17 protein-coding genes are annotated in these 17,828 nt (G+C 71.3%); 7 read left to right on the top strand and 10 right to left on the bottom strand.

The genetic code is table 11. The features are described from left to right. Nucleotides 1-110: 110 nt before the first annotated feature. Complete coding sequence (locus tag VP06_RS01770) at nucleotides 111-1,052, bottom strand: LysR family transcriptional regulator (RefSeq protein ID WP_048462112.1); 942 nt, start codon at nucleotides 1,050-1,052, stop codon at nucleotides 111-113. A 142-nt stretch (nucleotides 1,053-1,194) separates the two neighbouring features. On the opposite strand from VP06_RS01770, the gene VP06_RS01765 reads away from it, so the two are divergent. From VP06_RS01765 to VP06_RS01750, 4 genes are all read left to right on the top strand, one after another. Continuing rightward, complete coding sequence (locus VP06_RS01765; protein WP_048462111.1) at nucleotides 1,195-1,803, top strand: YceI family protein; 609 nt, start codon at nucleotides 1,195-1,197, stop codon at nucleotides 1,801-1,803. A gap of 26 nt (nucleotides 1,804-1,829) precedes the next feature. After that, nucleotides 1,830-2,435 carry a cytochrome b gene (locus VP06_RS01760; RefSeq protein WP_048462110.1) on the top strand — a complete coding sequence of 202 codons (606 nt, stop codon included), beginning with the start codon at nucleotides 1,830-1,832 and terminating at the stop codon, nucleotides 2,433-2,435. Further along, nucleotides 2,432-3,013 carry a YceI family protein gene (locus tag VP06_RS01755; RefSeq protein ID WP_048462109.1) on the top strand — a complete coding sequence of 194 codons (582 nt, stop codon included), beginning with the start codon at nucleotides 2,432-2,434 and terminating at the stop codon, nucleotides 3,011-3,013. Before VP06_RS01760 ends, VP06_RS01755 begins: the two co-directional genes overlap by 4 nt. 314 nt (nucleotides 3,014-3,327) lie before the next feature. Further along, the gene (locus VP06_RS01750) at nucleotides 3,328-4,260 is read left to right on the top strand and encodes a bestrophin family protein (protein WP_048462108.1); all 933 of its coding nucleotides are present in this window, start codon (nucleotides 3,328-3,330) and stop codon (nucleotides 4,258-4,260) included. Between the two features lie 10 nt (nucleotides 4,261-4,270). Here the strand turns inward: VP06_RS01750 and map are convergent, their stop codons facing one another. From map to VP06_RS33580, 4 genes are all read right to left on the bottom strand, one after another. Then, nucleotides 4,271-5,026, bottom strand: coding sequence for a type I methionyl aminopeptidase (gene map, locus VP06_RS01745; protein WP_048462107.1), 756 nt, complete (start codon nucleotides 5,024-5,026; stop codon nucleotides 4,271-4,273). A 300-nt stretch (nucleotides 5,027-5,326) separates the two neighbouring features. Then, complete coding sequence (locus tag VP06_RS01740; protein ID WP_048462106.1) at nucleotides 5,327-6,583, bottom strand: sensor histidine kinase; 1,257 nt, start codon at nucleotides 6,581-6,583, stop codon at nucleotides 5,327-5,329. A gap of 122 nt (nucleotides 6,584-6,705) precedes the next feature. Further along, the gene (locus VP06_RS01735; protein WP_048462105.1) at nucleotides 6,706-7,566 is read right to left on the bottom strand and encodes a phosphoribulokinase; all 861 of its coding nucleotides are present in this window, start codon (nucleotides 7,564-7,566) and stop codon (nucleotides 6,706-6,708) included. A 6-nt stretch (nucleotides 7,567-7,572) separates the two neighbouring features. Then, complete coding sequence (locus VP06_RS33580) at nucleotides 7,573-8,490, bottom strand: hypothetical protein (protein WP_053081489.1); 918 nt, start codon at nucleotides 8,488-8,490, stop codon at nucleotides 7,573-7,575. Between the two features lie 207 nt (nucleotides 8,491-8,697). On the opposite strand from VP06_RS33580, the gene VP06_RS01725 reads away from it, so the two are divergent. From VP06_RS01725 to VP06_RS01715, 3 genes are all read left to right on the top strand, one after another. Further along, the gene (locus tag VP06_RS01725; protein ID WP_048462116.1) at nucleotides 8,698-9,624 is read left to right on the top strand and encodes a LysR family transcriptional regulator; all 927 of its coding nucleotides are present in this window, start codon (nucleotides 8,698-8,700) and stop codon (nucleotides 9,622-9,624) included. A 555-nt stretch (nucleotides 9,625-10,179) separates the two neighbouring features. After that, complete coding sequence (locus VP06_RS01720; RefSeq protein WP_048462104.1) at nucleotides 10,180-11,775, top strand: GMC family oxidoreductase; 1,596 nt, start codon at nucleotides 10,180-10,182, stop codon at nucleotides 11,773-11,775. Nucleotides 11,776-11,816: 41 nt separating this feature from the next. Then, the gene (locus tag VP06_RS01715) at nucleotides 11,817-12,284 is read left to right on the top strand and encodes an ureidoglycolate lyase (protein ID WP_048462103.1); all 468 of its coding nucleotides are present in this window, start codon (nucleotides 11,817-11,819) and stop codon (nucleotides 12,282-12,284) included. 47 nt (nucleotides 12,285-12,331) lie between these two features. Here the strand turns inward: VP06_RS01715 and VP06_RS01710 are convergent, their stop codons facing one another. From VP06_RS01710 to VP06_RS01690, 5 genes are all read right to left on the bottom strand, one after another. Next, nucleotides 12,332-13,966 carry a putative bifunctional diguanylate cyclase/phosphodiesterase gene (locus VP06_RS01710; RefSeq protein WP_048462102.1) on the bottom strand — a complete coding sequence of 545 codons (1,635 nt, stop codon included), beginning with the start codon at nucleotides 13,964-13,966 and terminating at the stop codon, nucleotides 12,332-12,334. A gap of 283 nt (nucleotides 13,967-14,249) precedes the next feature. Continuing rightward, nucleotides 14,250-15,023, bottom strand: coding sequence for a DUF4198 domain-containing protein (locus VP06_RS01705; RefSeq protein WP_048462101.1), 774 nt, complete (start codon nucleotides 15,021-15,023; stop codon nucleotides 14,250-14,252). Between the two features lie 528 nt (nucleotides 15,024-15,551). Further along, nucleotides 15,552-16,859 carry a CCA tRNA nucleotidyltransferase gene (locus VP06_RS01700; protein WP_048462100.1) on the bottom strand — a complete coding sequence of 436 codons (1,308 nt, stop codon included), beginning with the start codon at nucleotides 16,857-16,859 and terminating at the stop codon, nucleotides 15,552-15,554. Next, on the bottom strand, nucleotides 16,856-17,113 hold the full coding sequence (locus VP06_RS37790; protein ID WP_048462099.1) for a DUF6111 family protein: 258 nt from the start codon (nucleotides 17,111-17,113) through the stop codon (nucleotides 16,856-16,858). Before VP06_RS37790 ends, VP06_RS01700 begins: the two co-directional genes overlap by 4 nt. 19 nt (nucleotides 17,114-17,132) lie before the next feature. Further along, nucleotides 17,133-17,780: a CoA pyrophosphatase gene (locus VP06_RS01690; RefSeq protein ID WP_048462115.1), complete on the bottom strand. Its 648-nt coding sequence runs from the start codon at nucleotides 17,778-17,780 to the stop codon at nucleotides 17,133-17,135. Nucleotides 17,781-17,828 lie beyond the last annotated feature (48 nt).

Below are 17,828 nucleotides of genomic sequence, written 5' to 3'. Positions count from 1 at the left end.
CCTGGGCGAGAGGAGCACTTGGCGAGAGGAGCACTTGGCGAGAGGAGCACTTGGCGAGAGGAGCACTTGGCGAGAGGGGCATTTGGCGCGAGGGGCGCTTGGCGCGAGGCTCAGTCCGGCCCGGTTTCCTCGCGCATCGCCGCGAGGCCGAGGCGGACATGGTCGCGAAACAGCCGCACCCGGGCCGGCAGCTCCCGCCCGGCGAGGCTCACCGCGCGCAGGACGCCGCCGCGGCTCGCCCAGTCCGGCAGCACCGGCACGAGCGCGCCGTCCTTGAGCGCCCGGGCCGCCACCAGGCTCGGGATATGGCCGATGCCGGCGCCGGTCCGGGTCAGGCGCAGCACCGTCGCGTAGTCGGTGGCGCGGATCGCCGGGCGGGTGGTGATGTGGCCCTCGCGGCCCTGCCCGTCCGAGAGCCGCACCGGGGCCGCGCCGAGGCGCTCGCGCGACAGGATCAGATCGTGGCGCGCGAGGTCGTCGAGGCTGTCGGGGGCGCCGCGGGCGGCGAGGTAGGACGGTCCGGCGTAGAGGCCGATCATCAGGTTCGCCAGCACCGGCGCGCGGTAGCCGCCATCCTGGCTCTCGCCGCTGCCGAGGCGCAGCGCCAGGTCGATGCGGTTGGCCGCCAGGTCGAGCCGCGTGTCGGTGATGAGGAGGTCGATCGAGATCTGCGGATGGAGCGCCCGGAAGCCGGCGACCAGCTCGGGCATCACCTCGATGCCGAAATCGATCGAGGTGGTGACCCGCAGGTGGCCGCGGGGCAGGGTGCGGGCGTCCCGCGCCGTCTCCCGCGCCTCGTCGAGGAGGGCGAGGCTCTCCTGCGCCTTGGCGTGGAAGGCCAGCCCCTCCACGGTCGGAGACACCGCCCGCGGCGTGCGGGCCAGCAGGGTCACGCCGAGTTCCTGCTCCAGCCGCGAGATGCGGCGGCTGATGCTGCCCTTGGTCTCCCCCAGGACTTCCGCCGCCTGGGTCACGGTACCGTGATCGACCACGGCACAGAATGCCCTCACATCGGAGAGAGAACCCCGGAAGGTTTCCGAACCAGCAACCATGTGTCCCGGTTTAGCGGTCTTACGCCGGTGACGGAACCGGCTTAATTCGATCGCCGCAAGACGGGTGCGGTGCAGCGAGCCTGGTGCCAGGCCGAGCCCGCCCCCCGGAGGGCCCCCGGCCCCGACGTTACGGAGTGTTCTCGTGAAGCTGTCCGTCCTCGCCCTCGGCCTCGCCGCCGGTCTCGCCCTCGCCGCCCCGGCCAGCGCCCAGGCGACCCGCGACCCTGCCCAGATCCCGGCGGGCACCTACGTGGTCGACCCGAACCACACCCAGGCGCTGTTCACGGTCAACCATTTCGGCTTCTCGCCGTATACGGGCATCTTCTCGGACGTGTCCGGCACCCTGGACTTGCAGCCGGCCAAGCCCGCCGAGAGCCGCCTGAAGGTCAGCGTGCCGGTCAAGTCGCTCTACGCGCCGAGCCAGCACCTCGTCGACTCGCTGAAGAGCGACAAGTGGCTCGACGCCGCCCAGTTCCCCGAGATGACCTTCACCTCCACCAAGGTGACCCCCGAAGGCAAGGACAAGGCCAAGGTCACCGGCGACCTGACCCTGCACGGCGTGACCAAGCCCGTGACCCTCGAGGTGACGCTGGTCGGTGCCGGCGCCAACCCGATGAACAAGAAGGCCACGGTCGGCTTCGAGGCCAAGGGCACGATCAAGCGCTCGGATTTCGGCGTGAAGACCTTCGTGCCGGCGATCAGCGACGAGGTTCAGCTCGTCCTCAACGGCGCCTTCGAGCGCAAGGACTGATCCTCGCGGTCCTGAGGTTCCGAGCCATGTCCACGGTCGCGACGCCCCGTCGCTACACGCTCGTGGCGATCGTGCTGCACTGGCTGATCGCCCTCGGCATCCTGGCCCTGTTGGGTCTCGGCCTCGCGATGACGCGGGGCTCCCTGCCGCCGATGGACCGCTTCGCGTTCTACCAGTGGCACAAGTCCATCGGCCTCACGGTGCTGGTGCTGATGGTCCTGCGCGTCGTCTGGCGCCTGTTCCACCGCCCGCCGCCGTTGCCCGAGGCGATGCCGAAGGCCGAGCGGCGGGCGGCGGAGGCCGCGCATCTCGCGCTCTACGGCCTGCTTCTCGCCCTGCCGCTCGTCGGCTGGGCGATGGTCTCGGCCTCGCCCTACAACATTCCGACGGTGCTCTACGGGGTGATCCCGTGGCCGCATCTGCCGGTCCTGCCCGGATTGCCCAACAAGGCGGTCGTCGAGGGCGCGCTGAAGCTGGTCCACAGCTATGGCGCGTGGCTCCTGATCGCCCTTCTCCTGCTGCATGTCGGTGCGGCCCTGCGCCACCACCTCGTGCTGCGCGACGACACCCTGTGGCGGATGCTCCCCCTGGTGCCGCGCCCCGGCACGAAACCCGAGGTTTCCTCGCGATGACCCTCTTTCGCCTCGCCCTCGCCCTCGGCCTCTCCACCGCGTCTCTTGCCGCCGCGCCTCTCGCCGCGCAGGCCGCCGACTGGACCGTCGATCCGGGAAAGAGCCGCATCGGCTTCTCGGGCGTCCAGGTCGGCGCGCCGTTCAAGGGCCGCTTCACCCGCTACGATGCGCAGATCAGCTTCGATCCGCAGAAGCCGGAGGCCGGCAAGGCCGTGGTGCTGATCGATCTCACCAGCGCCGAGACCGGCGACAAGCAGCGCGACGAGGCCCTGCCGCAGGCCGATTGGTTCGATGCGGGCAAGACCAAGCAGGCCTGGTTCGAGGCGACCCGCTTCGTCGCCAAGGGGGGCGACGCCTATGATGCGGTCGGCACGCTGACGATCCGCGGCCTGCGCAAGGACGTGACCCTGCCGTTCACGCTCACCGTCTCGGGCGGGACGGCCCATGCGGTCGGCCGTCTCGATCTCGTGCGGACCGATTACGGCGTCGGCCAGGGCCCCTGGGCCAACGACTCGATGGTCGCCCTCCAGGTCGGGGTGGAGATCGACGTGACGGCGACCGCCAAGTCGGGCAGTTGAGCGACGGTTCGCGCGTTCGGCATCGGTCCCCACCCGCGATCTCGTCCTGCGGTCGCGGGTGGGCGTGCGTGCAAAGCTCGGAACTGCGGCACGGCGTGATACCAACGGTCGTTGAAAACGACCTTTGGTTCTGTTCTCGAATTTTCGCCAAGCCTCTGGCTTGACATCGAAAATTCGAGATGGGTCAACGGCCCGATGCGTCAGCATCTTGGGCCGTTGGTATGAAATCGCCTTTCGCCCGCCCGTCATCGGCTTGACCCTGGCCGCCGGGCGGCGGATGACCGCGCCGTCCCTGACCGAGCCTTGTGCCCCCGATGATCGTCCGTCCCCGCCCCGGCGCCCTCGCGATCCTGTTCGCGCTGCGCGGGTCGATCCTGCCGCAGATCGCCCCGCAGGTGATCGCCATCACGGCGCTCGCCTGCCTGGTGGTGGCGACGGAGCCGAGCTGGGCCCATGCGATCCCGCTCCATGCCGGGATCGGTCCGTTCACGCTGATCGGCCTGGCGCTCTCCATCTTCCTGAGCTTCCGCAACAACGCCTGCTACGACCGCTGGTGGGAGGCCCGGAAGGTCTGGGGCGCCCTGATCGTCGAGGCACGGGGCCTCGCCCGCCTCCTCGGGGCGCTCCTGCCCCCGGATGAAGCCGAGACCGAGACCGGGGCACGGCGCCGGCGCTGCCTTCGGCGGCTGGCCGGGTTCACCCATGCCCTGCATGCCCATCTGCGCGGGCGCGACGCGGCTTTGGCCGCCGCCCCGTTCCTGCCGCAAGCCGAGCGCGGGCGGCTGCCGTCCTGCGCGAGCCCGGCCGACGCGGCCCTGGCGTACCTCGCCGCCGATCTCGGTGCGGCGCTCCGGCAGGGGACCTTGAGCGACGTGTCGTTCGGGCTGATCGAGCAGAAGCTCGCCGGGCTGTCGGGCGTGCAGGCGGCCTGCGAGCGGATCAAGGGCACGCCTCTGCCCTTCGCCTATACGCTGCTCCTCTATCGCACCGCCTGGCTCTACTGCCTGCTCCTGCCCTTCGGGCTCGCCGAAACGCTCGGCTGGGGCACTCCGGTGGCGACGGCGCTCGTCGCCTACACGTTCTTCGGCCTCGACGCGCTCGGCGACGAGCTGGAGGAGCCGTTCGGCTCGGCGGCCAACGACCTGCCCCTCGACGCGCTCCTGCGCACCGTCGACGGCGTGGTGCAGGATGCCCTGGGCGCCCCTGTGCCGCCGCCGCTGGCGCCCGAGCGCTACTGGCTGCGGTGAGGCCGGCGGCCTACTGGCTCGGCATGGTGAGGACGAGCGGCCCGTTGCGGGTCGCCACCACCGTGTGCTCGTACTGGACCGTCAGCGCCTGCGGCCGGCTGTAGAGGGTCCAGGGGTCGTCGTCCCGGTTCTCGGCGAAATCGGCGCCCAGCGACAGGAACGGCTCGACGGTGAAGACCAGCCCCTCGGTCATGATCCGGCGCTCGGCGGCGTCGGGCCAGGTCGCGATCTCGGTCGGCTCCTCGTGCAGCGAGGCGCCGACGCCGTGGCTCGCGAGGTTGCGCACCAGGGTGTAGCCGTTCTTCCTCGCGAAAGCGCCGACCGCCTGCCCGATGCCGGCGAGCGGCTTGCCGGCCCCGACCTGACGCAGGCCGGTCCACATCGCCCGGCGCCCGTCCCGGCACAGCCGCTCGACTGCGCGGGTCACCGGCGGGACCGCGAAGGATGCGCCGGTATCGGAGAACCAGCCGTCCTTCTCGGCCGAGACGTCGATGTTGACGAGGTCGCCCGCCGCGATGCGGCGCTCGCCCGGGATGCCGTGGGCGATCTCCTCGTTGACGCTGATGCAGGTCGCGCCAGGAAAGCCGTAGACCGTCTCGGGCGCCGAACGGGCGCCTGCGCGCTCCAGGTGGTCGCGCCCGATCCGGTCGAGTTCGCGGGTGGTGATGCCGGGCTCGATCGCCCGGCCCATCGCCTCCAGGGCATCGGCGACGATGCGGCCGATCCGCCGCAGGCTCTCCAACTCGTCGTCGCTCGACACCGTCATCGCGTCATTCCTCGTGCGGCACGGCCGCAAGCGCTCACTCATACCATCGGCCCAGGATGCTGACGCATCGGGCCGATGAACCATCTCGAATTTTCGATACTAAGCCAAAGGCTTAGCGAAAATTGGAGAATGGAACCAACGGTCGTTTTCTTTCGACCGTTGGTATCAGTCGAGACCGGCAGGACGGTGCACGGCGGACCGGGATTGGCAAGCCACCCCGTTGCCGGCCCAAGCATTGGATCGCTGAAGGGTGTCGCAAAGCCGGCCACCCGCCCGCGCGAGAGCGGCGGAGCGGGGCCGTCAGGCCAGCGGGATATCTAGCACGAACCGCGCCCCGGGGCCGTCCGGGGCGGTGCTCAGGCGGCCGTCGAGCTGGCGGATCAGGCTGGCGATGATCTTCAAGCCGAGCGAGCGCTGGCGCATCGACACGTCGAAGCCCGGCGGCAGGCCGATGCCGTCGTCGCGGACGGTGAGGCACAGGCCGTCCGTCTTGACCGCGAGGGTCACCCGCACCGGGCCGGTGCCATGCGGATAGGCGTGCTTGACCGCGTTGGTCACCAACTCGTTGACCACGAGGCCGATCGGGATCGCCTGGTCGGCGCTGATCACCTTGGTGTCGGCCGCGCAGGCGAGCCGATGGCCCGGAGCCTCCTCCTGGAGCTTCGCCACCAGCTCGCGCAGGAACTCCGCCAGGTCGACCATGCCGAGCTGGTGGATGCCGCGCCAGAGATGGTCGTGCACCTCCGCCACGGTCGCGATGCGGGCGCCGGCATCCTCGAGGGCATGGCGTACCTCGTCCGATTGGGCGTCGCGGGCCTGGAGCCGCAGCAGGCCCGCCACCACCCCGAGGCTGTTCTTGACCCGGTGGCTCATCTCCCGGGTGAGCTGCACCTGGTGGTCGAGGGCGTCGCGCAGGCGCGCATCGCCCTGGTGGCGCTCGACCGCGATCCCGATCAGGCCGGCGAAGCCCGCGAGGCATTCCTGGTCCGCCCGGTCGAAGCCGTGGCCCCCGGTCCCCCACGCCTCGAGCACGCCATAGGCGCGCCGGCTCTCGTCGCCGAGCGCGATCGGCACGTTGACCGCATGCCAGGGGCCGGCGGGCGCGAGGGCGTCTTGCCGGTGCGGGATCTCTTGCCTGTGCGGGATCTCTTGCCGGTGCAAAGCCTCCGGCAGATGGAAGAGCGGGCCGTCCTGGTTGGCTCCGGCCTGGATCCCGTTGGCGAGCACGCCGGCCCCGGTGCGGAAGGCATAGGCGGCGGGCGTGGTCTCGTCGGCGGCCGTGAAGTCGGTTCCGACACGGTCATCCCCGAGGCCGGTGCAGGCCCGGATCACGAAGGCGTGGTCGCTGGCGCGATATTCCAGCACCTTGCAGCACGCGGCGCCCAGCGCCTCGGCGCAGAGTTCGCTTGCGCGCCGCAGCAATGCGTCGAGGTCCCGGGTCTGCAAGGCCATCCGGGCGAAGGCGCCCATCAGCGACTGCTGCCGCAGCCGATACGGAAGTTCCGCCCGGCCGTTCCCGGCCTCGTGCGCCTCACGGTTCGACCCGTCACTCGCCATGTACCGGGACTCTCGCAACACGGGGTAGTGGCCCCACCGCGCCTTCCCCTCGAGGCACGTCGGATGGCCGAACTCTTACGCCATCCTGCCCCGAGCACAAGCCGAGCCGGCGTCACGCGCCGCTACAGCAGGCGGCGCCGGCGCTCGACCAGCCGCAGGATCATCGGGGTCAGGATCAGCTGCATCGCGAGGTCGAGCTTGCCGCCGGGGATCACCACCGAGTTCGCCCGCGACATGAAGCTGCCGGCGATCATCGAGATCAGGTAGGGGAAATCGATGCCCTTCGGGTCGCGGAAGCGGATCACCACCATCGATTCGTCGGCGGTCGGGATCCAGCGGGCGACGAACGGGTTCGAGGTGTCGACCGTCGGGATGCGCTGGAAGTTGATGTCCGTGTTGGTGAATTGCGGGCAGATGGTGGTCACGTAGTCGGGCATCCGCCGCAGGATGACGTCGGTCACCGCCTCGATCGAGTAGCCGCGGGTGGCCTTGTCGCGGTGGAGCTTCTGGATCCATTCCAGGTTGATCACCGGCACGACGCCGATCTTGAGGTCGGCCTGACCGGCGATGTCGACCCGCTCATTGGTGAGCGCCCCGTGCAGGCCCTCGTAGAACAGGAGGTCGGAGCCCTCGGAAAACGGCTCCCAGGGGGTGAAGGTGCCGGGCTCGGCCTGGAAGCGCGCGGCATCCTCGGCATCGTGCACGTAGTGCCGGGTGCGGCCACGGCCCGAGGCGGCGTATTCGCGCAGCACCGCCTCGAGTTCGGCGAGCAGGTTCGCCCGCTCGCCGAAATGGCTCAGGGTCGGCTCCCGCGCCTCCGCCGCACGCATCGCCGCCCGGTCGAAGGCGTGGAAGGCGTCGCCCTCGATGAAGACCGCCTCGACGCCCTCGCGGCGAAAAATCTGCTCGAAGGTGTTGCGCACCGAGGTGGTGCCGGATCCCGACGACCCGGTGACCGATACGATAGGGTGAAGCGCCGACACCGCGGGTCAGCCCCGCAGCAGGCCGCGGGGCGCGAAGAGCGGCGAGCCGCCGGCGTCGCGGGCCGCCTCGAGGCGGCGGACGAGGTCCGCCACCTCCCGGGCCGGTCCGATGGCGAGGGAGGTGCGCCGGTCGAGGTCGCCGGCGGCCAGATCGAGGATCGCGCGCCCGCGCTTGTCCGTCGCGGCCCCGCCGGCGGCCTCGATCGCCAACGCGACCGGCGCCGCCTCGTGGACGAGCCGGATCCCGGCATCCGGGCGCGGATCCGTCGGGCAAAGATGCAGGCCGCCGCGGGTCAGCACCCGCTGCGCACCGGCCGCGAGGGAGGGGGAGGCCGCGGGGGAGCCGGGCGGCGCGGCGGCGCATCGGCCCAGGTCGGCTCGCGCGTCGTTCGCGCCGCGCAAGGCACCGCCGCCGGAGGGCGCTCGCGGCAGGCGCAGGAGCGAGGGCGGCCGGAAGCTGCCGCTCTGCGGGTCGAAGATCCGCGTCGTGGTCGTCGTGCCGTCGGTCAGGGTCAGGAGGGTGCGCGGTCCGTACACGACGAACCCCGCCGCCACCTGCGTCCGGCCGGGGGCCAGGAAGGCGGCTTCCGGGTCCGCCCCGGCGGGCCGCAGGGAGAACAGCGTGCCGGCGGGCAGGCCGGCGTCGAGGTCCTCGGCCCCTTCCATCGGACTGAGGGCGAGAACGAGATCGGCCCCGGCGACGCGACAATCCGGCCGGTCATCGTCCCGCCAGGCGATCGCCGCGATCTCGGCCCCCCGCAGGGCCTCGGTGAAGATCCGCCGGGCCGCCGCCGTCGGATCTCCCGGAATGGCCGCGATCACCCCGGCGGTCGCCGCGGCGGCCTCCGCCAGGGCGGCCAGAACCGACCCGGCGGCCGGCTGACGCCGGGGCGGGTGTGCATCGATGCGGGCGCTCAGAAGCATGTGCGATCCCCGAGAATGCCCCAAGACTGTCCTGCTTGGATGTCCTGCCCGGACCTGCCCGTGGTCTCGGAGGCAGTTTAGGCTGTCGGGGCGGGTTCCGTCATCCTGTCCCGAAGTACGGGATGCGCCGGGGCTTCCGGCGATGTCGGATCGGACTCTGTCTCACGCTTACGGCCGGCGGCCGAGGACCGGATGGCGCAGGACCGGATTCGCAATCTCTCCCTCAAGCAGCTCCACGCCGTCGCGGCGATCGCGCGGCTCGGCACCATGACGCGAGCGGCCCAGGAGCTGAACGTGACCCCGGCCGCCCTGACGGCGCGGATCAAGGGGCTCGAGGACGAGATCGGCCTGCTGCTGTTCGACCGCACCCATGCGGGCCTGAAGCCCACCGATGCCGGCCGCGAGCTGCTCTGGGCCATCGACAGCATCGGCACCGTGCTGGAGACCTGCACCGAGCGGCTGCGGACCCTGCGCGGCGGCCAGGGCGGGCGGGTGTCCCTGGGGGTGGTCTCGACCGCGAAATACTTCGCCCCCCGGATCGTCGGCGGCTTCGCGCGGGCCCATCCGGGGGTCGAGATCGACCTCGTGGTCGGCAACCGGGGCGCCACCGTCGAGGCGTTGCGCGACTACCGGGTCGACCTTGCCCTGATGGGCCGCCCGCCGCGGGACTTCCCCATCGCCGCCGAGAGTTTCGGCCCCCATCCCCTGGTGGTGATCGCCGCGCCCGACCACCGCTTCGCCGGACGGCGCGGGCTGACCCGGACGGAACTGGCCGAGGAGCCGTTCCTGGTGCGGGAATACGGCTCGGGCACCCGCACGGTGTTCGAGGAGTTCATGACCGGCCTGCTGATCCGGCGCGCCCGCATCGGCATCGACAGCGGCTCGAACGAGACCATCAAGCAGACCGTGATGGCGGGCTTAGGGGTCGCGCTGATCTCGGGCCACACCGTCGCTTCCGAGGTGGCGGATGGCCGCCTGGTGCTCCTCGACGTCGAGGGCCTGCCGATCCGCCGCGACTGGTTCTCGGTGCGGCGGGCCGACAAGGTGCTGAGCCCCGCCGGCCAGGCTTTCTGGGATTTCCTGGTGGGGGAGGGGGCCGCCTGGCTTCCCGCCCTGCCGGACCCGGCCGCGTAAATCGAAACTGTCTCCATAAGCTTGATTTCGCACACACATCCGAGGCGCTCGATCGGCCTCACGAGCGCCCTGGCGCGGGTGTCGGCGCAGGCGCGCGTGAGATCAAATCTCAATGACGCGCTCCGGGGCTGGCCCGAGGACCGGCCCGTGACGCAAGCGAGGGGACTGAAGAGGAGACCGGATCCAACTGATACACGGGGTCTGGCACACCAAAGACAAACCGATCTCGCCGCCGATGGCACGCCCACGATGCCATAAGTTTTCATCCGCGAGGGACGGCAAGGCCGGTGTGCAACGGACGCGCCATCCGGACGATCACGGCCGGATGGCGTATCGCAAGCCCGCGCGGCGATTGAGCGACGCTGGTTTCCGCATCGCGAAGCGATCCATCGGAAGCCGTGTGACACCGACCTCGGAGGCGGCATCGGCGTCCGCCCGGCGCGACGCAAAACCGTGCAGGCCATGCCCGCAAGGGGAGGCGAGGCGGCGTCCCGCTCGGGTCTCGCCAAGACGAAACCGGCCTATACCGACAGGAACAAGGACCGGGGGAGGATCATGGACGCGTTCGACGTCGTCATCGTCGGCGGAGGCACGGCGGGCTGCGTGCTCGCCAATCGCCTGAGCGAGGATGCCCGCACCCGGGTGCTGCTGCTCGAAGCGGGCGGGGAGGGGACCGGGTTCTGGGTCGGCATCCCGGCCGGGTTCCCGAAGCTCCTCACCGGCTCCGCCTTCAACTGGCGCTTCGTCACCGAGCCGGAGCCCACCACCCACGATCGCACCATCGTGGTGCCCCGCGGCAAGGGGCTCGGCGGCTCGACGCTCATCAACGGCATGATCTTCGTGCGGGGCCAGCCGCAGGATTTCGACACCTGGGCGCAGAGCGGCAACCGCGGCTGGGGCTGGGACGACGTCCTGCCCTATTTCCGCAAGCTCGAGCGTTTCGAGGGCGGCGACCCCGCCCTGCGCGGCCGGGACGGGCCCCTCCACGTCACCCGGGTCGGGGTGCGGAACCCCCTGGCCGATGCCTTCATCCGCGCCGGGACCGAGGCCGGCTACCCCGAGAACCCGGACTATAACGGCGCCTCGCAGGAGGGGTTCGGCTATTACCAGGCCAACCAGCGCAACGGCCGGCGCTGGAGCGCCCGGGACGCCTATCTGCAACCGGCCCGACGGCGCCCGAACCTGACGGTGCGGACCAACGCCCACGTCCTGCGCCTCGACCTCGACGGCCCCCGCGTGACCGGCGTCACCTATCGGCGCGACGGGCGCGAGGAGCGGGCGAGCGCGCGCGCCGAGGTGATCCTGGCGGCCGGCGCCGTGCAGTCGCCCCACCTCCTCGAACTGTCCGGCATCGGCCGGCCTGAGGTGTTGGCCCGCGCCGGAATCCCGGTCCGCCACGCCCTGCCAGGGGTGGGCGAGAACTATCGCGACCATTACGCGACGCGGATGAACTGGCGCGTGACGCAGCCGGTGACCCTCAACGAGGCGACCCGCGGCTGGCGCCTCGGCCTCGCGGTCGGGCAATACTTCCTCACGCGCCGCGGCATCCTGACCCTCGGCACCGGCCTTGCCCACGGCTTCGTGCGGACGCGGCCGGACCTCGCCGGCCCCGACGTGCAGTACTTCTTCATGCATGCGAGCTACGCCAACGCCGCCGACCGCACCCTCGACCGCGAGCCCGGCATGACGATCGGCGTGACGCAGCTACGGCCCGAGTCCCGCGGCACCATCCATGCGGTCTCGGGCGATCCGTTCCGCCCCCCGGCGATCCGCCCCAATTTCCTGAGCGTGCGCGGCGACCAGGAGGCGCTGATCGCGGGCATGCGGATCGCCCGCCGGGTGATCGCGCAAGCGGCGATGGATCCCTTCCGCGCCCACGAATTGAATCCAGGGGCGGCGGTCCAATCGGACGACGAGTGGCTCGATTTCGCCCGCCGCAACGGCCAGACCATCTACCACCCGGTCGGCACGTGCAGCATGGGCCGGGGCCCGGAGGCGGTGGTGGACGAGCGCCTGCGGGTGCACGGCCTGGACGGTCTGCGGGTGATCGACGCCGCCGTGATGCCGACTGAGGTCTCGGCCAATACCCAGGCCGCCGTGATGATGATCGCCGAGAAGGGGGCGGACCTGATACGGGAGGATCGCCGCTGAGGGGGGCGACCCGGATCGGCGGCTGATGGGGAGCCGACGCGATGCACACCCTTCCGATCGAGCCGATCACCGCCGAGGCTTTCGCGCCGTTCGGCACCCTGCTGGTCGGCCCGGCCGCCGGCCCGCGGCAGGACCGGGCGGCCGAGATCGAGAACGGACGCCCGGGCGTGGCCCTCAACCTCGCCCTCGTCCGCAGCGAGCCCTTCGCCGCGTCCCTGCCCCTGCGCCGGCTCGAACGGCACCCGCACTCGGCGCAAGCCTTCCTGCCGCTCGCCGTCGGGGAGTACCTGGTGGTGGTGGCGCCCGATGTCGGCGGGGCTCCGGACGAAACCGCCCTGCGCGCCTTCCGGGTGCCGGCCGGTACGGGCATCGTCTATCGCAGCGGGGCCTGGCACGCCCACATGACCACGCTGTCGGCCCCCGGCACCTTCGCGATGCTCGTCCACGAGGATGGCGGGCCGGAGGATTGCGTGTTCGCCGCCATCGCTCCGGTCACGCCGGAGGCGTGAGCCGACGGTCCCGGATCCCCTCGGCTGGACCGCCCGCCCGGCATGGATCAGGCGGCTTTGGCCCGGCCGTATCGCACGATCGCATTCTCGGGGATCGACGGTGCGCGCGCCTTGGCCGGGATGCCGGGCGCGTCTTGCTGAAGGATCGCCCCGGCCTTGAGCATGCTGTCGACCTCCTCTTTCGGCATCGGCTTGCCGAACAGGTAGCCCTGGCCGAAATCGCAGCCTTGGCCGGAGAGCCAATCGACGCTGGCATCCGTCTCGATCCCCTCGGCCGTCGTCACCAGACCGAGGCTCCGGCCCAGGCTGATGATCGCATCGACGAGCTTGGCCCGCTCCTCGCTCAGCGTGATGGTATCGACATAGGAGCGGTCGATCTTGAGCTTGTCGAACTTCAGCTCGCGCAGGTGGTAGAGGCTCGAATAGCCGGTGCCGAAATCGTCGAGGGCGATCCGCACGCCGAGATTCTGAAGCGAGGTCAGGGTTGCCCGGGCCGCCTCCAGATCCTGGACGAGGGCGCTCTCCGTGATCTCGACCTCCAGGCGCTGCGGCGAGAATCCGGTCTCGGCCAGGATCCCCAGGATGCGCTGGGCCAGGCCGCGGTCCTGGAACTGCTGCGGCGCGATGTTCACGGCGAGCTGGAGATGGGGGGGCCAGGAGACCGCATCCCGGCACGCCTGCCGCAGGAGCCGGTAGCTCAGATCGGCGATCATGCCGGTTTCTTCGGCGATCGCGATGAAGTGGTTCGGCCCGAGCAGGCCCCGGGTCGGATGGCGCCAGCGGGCCAGAACCTCGAAGCCGACGCAGTCGCGACCCGGCAACGACACGACCGGCTGATAGAACGGCTCGATCTCGCCGCTTTCGACGGCCTCGCGCAATTCCGCCTCGAGCGCGGCCCTCTCCCGCAACTCGGTATCCATCGAGTCCTCGAACACCCGGAACGTCCCGCGCCCTTCCCGTTTCCCCTGGTACATCGCGAGATCGGCGGCATGCAGGAGCGCATCCGCATCGTCGTCGCCCGTCACGAGCGCGATGCCGACCGTCGCTCCGATCTTCACCTCGCCGTCATTCCAGGCGATCGGCGCCGTCAGGCTCGCGATCATCTGTTGCGCCAGCCGCTTGATGTTCTCGCTGCTGCCGGTGAAGGGGACCAGCAGGGCGAATTCGTCGCCACCCAGGCGCGCGGCGACGCCGCCGGCGGGAAGCAGGGCCTCGAGGCGCTCGGCCACGGTGCAGAGGACCGCGTTGCCGGCGGCGTGGCCGTACAGGTCGTTGACGGGCTTGAAGCGGTCGAGGTCGATGAGAAGCACGGCGCCGCGCCGGCCCTCGGTCATCCGTCCGCGCAGGGTCTCCAGCGCCTCGACGAAGTAGCGTCGATTGGTCAGGCCCGTCAGCGCATCGTGGCGCGCGATCGCCTCGGCTTGCCGGGCGGCGGCATCGCGCTCCAGCATGGCACGGCGCAGGGTCAGCGACTTGCGGATGATGGCTCCCAACAGCGCGACGCCCATGCAACTCGTCAGCAAGACGAGATCCAGCAGGCCGTAACGCAGGAAGAAGGCGATCGCGATTTCGAACAGGCCCAGCACACTGCCGATCAGGTAGCAACCTGCCCCAATGACCAGCAGGCAGAGCGTCTCATACAGCTCGCCCTGGCCCCATGACCCACGCCACGCCTTTGCCATCGACCGCCCCCGGTTCGGCGCCACGGGTCGATGTTATGGCGCATCGACCTGACCGCACTGTTAACTCGCCCGTTCAGGATTGCGGCCCGGCCATCGCGGGCCGTGCGCCTCCGGCGGCCCGCGATGGCCGGGCCGATCGCCAGGGTCCCTGTGGATCTCATCCCATCGGCCCACGATGCGGACGCATCGGGCCGATCAACCGTCTCGAATTTTCGATTTCAAGCCAAAGGTTTGGCGACAATTCGAGAACGGAACCAAAGATCGTTTTCAACGACCGTCGGTCTCAGTTCACCGACGGCTCGTCGAGCCGGAACGCGAAGGTCGCGGTGTAGACATCCTCGTCGGCGAGGGTCGGGGTGGCCGACGGGCTCACCGTCTGGGTCACCGTGAGCACCTGGCTGCCGGCCTTGCGGATCGGCACCGTGGCGATGCCCTCCGCATCGGTGGTGTAGGCCGGCATTCCGGCCCGCTCCGGTTCCATGCCGCTGTCGCCGTAAAGGAGATCGGCCCCCGGCAGGGGGGCGCCGCGGAACAGCACCCGCACCCGGATCGCTCCCGCGGTCGGGCCCGGGACCTCGACCGGCACGATCTCCAGCATGTGGCCGACCACCCGCAGCCACGGCGCCCCGGGGCCGAAGGCGGCCTTGGCGTATTTCACCGACCAGCGGCCCTCGCGGGCATCGGGCACCAGGCGCCGGCTGGCCTGGAGGCGGGTGCCGTCGCGCAGAGTCGTCCAGAAGCCGGCATCGTAGGTCGCGGCGGCCAGAAAGCGGCCTGGCTTCGTGCCGAGCGGCGCCAGCAGGGCCGGGGGCACGTCCGCCGGGGCGGGCTTGAGGCCGGCGCGCAGGTCCGTGCTCCCGTCCTGCGTCAGGGCGACGAGCTGGATGAGCTGAGGCGCATGCGGCGCCTCGCGCTTCGAGGCCCGGCCGTAATTGACCCGGACCTGCGGGACCGGCTCGACGGTGCTGAGCGTCAGCCACAGCTCGTGCGCGCCGCCGGGCCGCGAGGCCCCGAGGAGAAGGGCGGCGGCCAGGGCGGGACGGAGCAGAGGCAGCATCGGTCGTCGGTCTCCATCAGGCGGCACCGCGGGCCGGGGCTCCGGGGCGCCTCGCGCGGCTGTAAGGGCGACGCACGAAGCGGGCCCGCGGCGGCCAGGCATCATAACCCATCCGGCGGCAAACCGATCCCCTCCGGAACGTCCCGAGGGGGATTCCCCGGACGGCCGCCTCGCGGCTCGGCCATGCCGCGCGGCCGGCCCGGCCTCGACCGGGTCTGGTCAGGTCCGCGTCGGTCACGGTGGTTTGGCCTGCTGCCTCTGGCGCGCCCCGTTCGCCAGGCGGGACAGGGCCGCCGGCCTGAACACCATCGCGATCCGCGTCATCCCGGTCCTCTCCCCGGGCGAGCCCGGCAATGTTATACCAACGGCCGAAAATGCTGACGCATCGATTCGATCTCGGGCAGGCCCGAGATCGACGCGGCCGTTGCTCCATCGCGAAGTGTCGATGCCAAGCCCAGATGTCCGGGACCTTGGGCTTGGCGAAAATTCGAGAACGGGACCAAAGGTCGTTGTCAACGACCGTTGGTATTAGTTCTTGAAAGGAGGCGAACGGGGGGCGTCTTCCGGGGTTCCGCCGGCGGCCGCGAGGGCGACCGCGCGCAGATGCGCCGCGGCTTCCGCGTCCGTCGGGCATCCCTGCGCGAGCCAGGCTCGGCGCGCCGCCGCGAGGCCCAGGCCGAGGCTGCGGCCGGGCCGGGCGCCCGCCGCGACCAGACCCGCCCCGGTGACCGGCAGGACCGGCACCGGGTCGGCCCCGGCGGCGAGGCGCGCCAAGGCGTCGGCGGCCTCCGGCGTCAGCACCGGCCGCGGCTCCCCCGTCAGCGCCAGGGTGGCATCGACCGCCGCCTCCGCTCCGTGCACCGCTACGAGGCGGCGCAGATCCGCGACCGTGAGGGGATCACACGCGCCGTGGAGGGACGCCTCGGCCCCCGCATAAGCGGCGAGCCGCGCATGCTCGGCCTTCGACAGGCGCAAACCCTCCCGCAGGCGCTCGGCATCGGAAGCGGAGCGCACCGCCAGGGCGGCGAGGCGGCGCACCGGGTCCGGCCTGGCGTCCCCGGCTTCGTCGGTTTCCGCACCCGCGAGGCGGGCAAGGCGGCCGAGATCGCCGATCCCGCCGATCAGCCGCTGCAACAGGCCGGTCTGCGACAGGACGGCGGTGACGGCGGGCGCGCCCGGGGCGGCAAGGAGCTTCAGGAGTTCCCCCCGCACCCGTTCGCGGGAGAGGAGCGCCAGCCCGTCCCGCGCCTCGATCGACGCGGCGAGCCCCGCCGGATCGGGCGCGCCGGCGCCATAGCGGGCGTGGAAGCGGAAGAAGCGCAGGACCCGCAGGTAATCCTCGCGGATGCGCTGGCGCGCCTCGCCGATGAACCGCACCCGGGATGCCGCCAGGTCGGCGAGGCCCCCCACCGTGTCGTGCACGCGGCCATCCGGCGTGACCGAGAGGGCGTTGATGGTGAAGTCGCGCCGGGCGGCGTCACGGGCGAAGTCGCGGCCGAAGCGCACCACGGCGTGGCGTCCGTCGGTCTCGATGTCCTCGCGCAGGGTCGTCACCTCGAACGGCTCTCCCTCCACCACCACCGTCACGGTGCCGTGGGCGATGCCGGTCGGCACGGGCTTGAGGCCGGCAGCATTCGCCTGCGCCACCACCGCCTCGGGCAGCAGCGTGGTGGCAAGGTCGATATCGGCGACCGGTCGGCCGAGCAGCGCGTCGCGCACCGCGCCGCCGACGAGGCGGGTCTCCTCGGCCGCAGCATCGAGGGCGACGAACACCCGGGCGAGGCGCGGCTGCGCCAGCACCGCCCGCAACGCGGCCTCGTCGAGGGACTGGCTCACCGGAACTGCCCTGGCACCACCCGGCCGTTCTCGAGATGGGTCGGCACGAAGCCGTCCCGGTGCCGCTCGGCGGTGAGCGCCACCCCCAGGATGGAGGCGATGACCAGGGCGGCTCCCGCGATGGCGAGCCGCACGGCCTGGTCGCTCCAATGGATCCAGCGCAGCGGGCTGCGCTGGCGCAGGACCAGCCATGCCCCGAACAGCGCGAAGGGGAGCAGGAACAGCAGGATGTCGTCGATCAGCGCGCGGGCCATCGGTCTTTGCTCGGGATCTTCACTCGTCCGCGTCGCGGAGCCGGTCGTAGAGGTTGCGCACGATGCCGGCGGTCACTCCCCAGATGTAGCGCTCGCCGAACGGAATCGCATAGTAGCGCCGCTGGCGCCCGCGCCATTCCCGGCTGTGCAGGGCGTGGTTGGCGACGTTCATCAGGAAGTCCAGCGGCACCTCGAATGCCTCCGCCACCTCCTGCGGGTTGAGGCGCAAGGCGGCGTCCGGCGCCACCAGCCCGACCACCGGCGTCACCAGGAAGCCCGTGCCCGACAGGTAGGGGTCGAGGTAGCCGAGCGGCGTCACGGCCGCCGGGTCGAGGCCGATCTCCTCGTGGGCCTCCCGCAGGGCCGCCGCCAGCGGCGAGGGATCGCCGGGATCGATCTTGCCGCCCGGGAAGGCGATCTGGCCGGAATGGTCGCGCAGATGCGCCGCGCGCAGGGTGAACAGCACCGCGACGCCCGCCGCCCGCGGCACCACCGGAACCAGTACCGCGGCGAGCCGGGGCGGGCGCGACAGGGCGGCTTCCAGCACGTCGGGTTCGAGGTCGTGGTCGCCCCGGGGGTTCGAGGTGTCGTCATGCGGGCCCGGCGGCGCCGACCGCAACCGGTCGCGGGCGCGGGCCAGGAAGGCGTCGAGGGCGGACGATCCCAGGACGTGAGACCCTGGAACTTGAGTCCCTGGGACTTGCGGCCCTGGGAC

Origin of the sequence: Methylobacterium aquaticum (assembly GCF_001043915.1) — a bacterium.
GTDB lineage: Bacteria > Pseudomonadota > Alphaproteobacteria > Rhizobiales > Beijerinckiaceae > Methylobacterium > Methylobacterium aquaticum.
This window is presented reverse-complemented; position numbering and strand designations above follow the sequence as displayed.

Bases quoted from the DNA above. Each gene is read 5' to 3' on its own strand.
- VP06_RS01760 (WP_048462110.1), top strand. From the start codon at position 1,830: ATGTCCACGGTCGCGACGCCCCGTCGCTACACGCTCGTGGCGATCGTG.
- VP06_RS01750 (WP_048462108.1), top strand. From the start codon at position 3,328: ATGATCGTCCGTCCCCGCCCCGGCGCCCTCGCGATCCTGTTCGCGCTG.
- VP06_RS37790 (WP_048462099.1), bottom strand. From the start codon at position 17,113: ATGGCCCGCGCGCTGATCGACGACATCCTGCTGTTCCTGCTCCCCTTC.
- VP06_RS33580 (WP_053081489.1), bottom strand. From the start codon at position 8,490: ATGCTTCTGAGCGCCCGCATCGATGCACACCCGCCCCGGCGTCAGCCG.
- VP06_RS01740 (WP_048462106.1), bottom strand. From the start codon at position 6,583: ATGGCGAGTGACGGGTCGAACCGTGAGGCGCACGAGGCCGGGAACGGC.
- VP06_RS01720 (WP_048462104.1), top strand. From the start codon at position 10,180: ATGGACGCGTTCGACGTCGTCATCGTCGGCGGAGGCACGGCGGGCTGC.
- VP06_RS01705 (WP_048462101.1), bottom strand. From the start codon at position 15,023: ATGCTGCCTCTGCTCCGTCCCGCCCTGGCCGCCGCCCTTCTCCTCGGG.
- map (WP_048462107.1), bottom strand. From the start codon at position 5,026: ATGACGGTGTCGAGCGACGACGAGTTGGAGAGCCTGCGGCGGATCGGC.
- VP06_RS01755 (WP_048462109.1), top strand. From the start codon at position 2,432: ATGACCCTCTTTCGCCTCGCCCTCGCCCTCGGCCTCTCCACCGCGTCT.
- VP06_RS01710 (WP_048462102.1), bottom strand. From the start codon at position 13,966: ATGGCAAAGGCGTGGCGTGGGTCATGGGGCCAGGGCGAGCTGTATGAG.
- VP06_RS01715 (WP_048462103.1), top strand. From the start codon at position 11,817: ATGCACACCCTTCCGATCGAGCCGATCACCGCCGAGGCTTTCGCGCCG.
- VP06_RS01770 (WP_048462112.1), bottom strand. From the start codon at position 1,052: ATGGTTGCTGGTTCGGAAACCTTCCGGGGTTCTCTCTCCGATGTGAGG.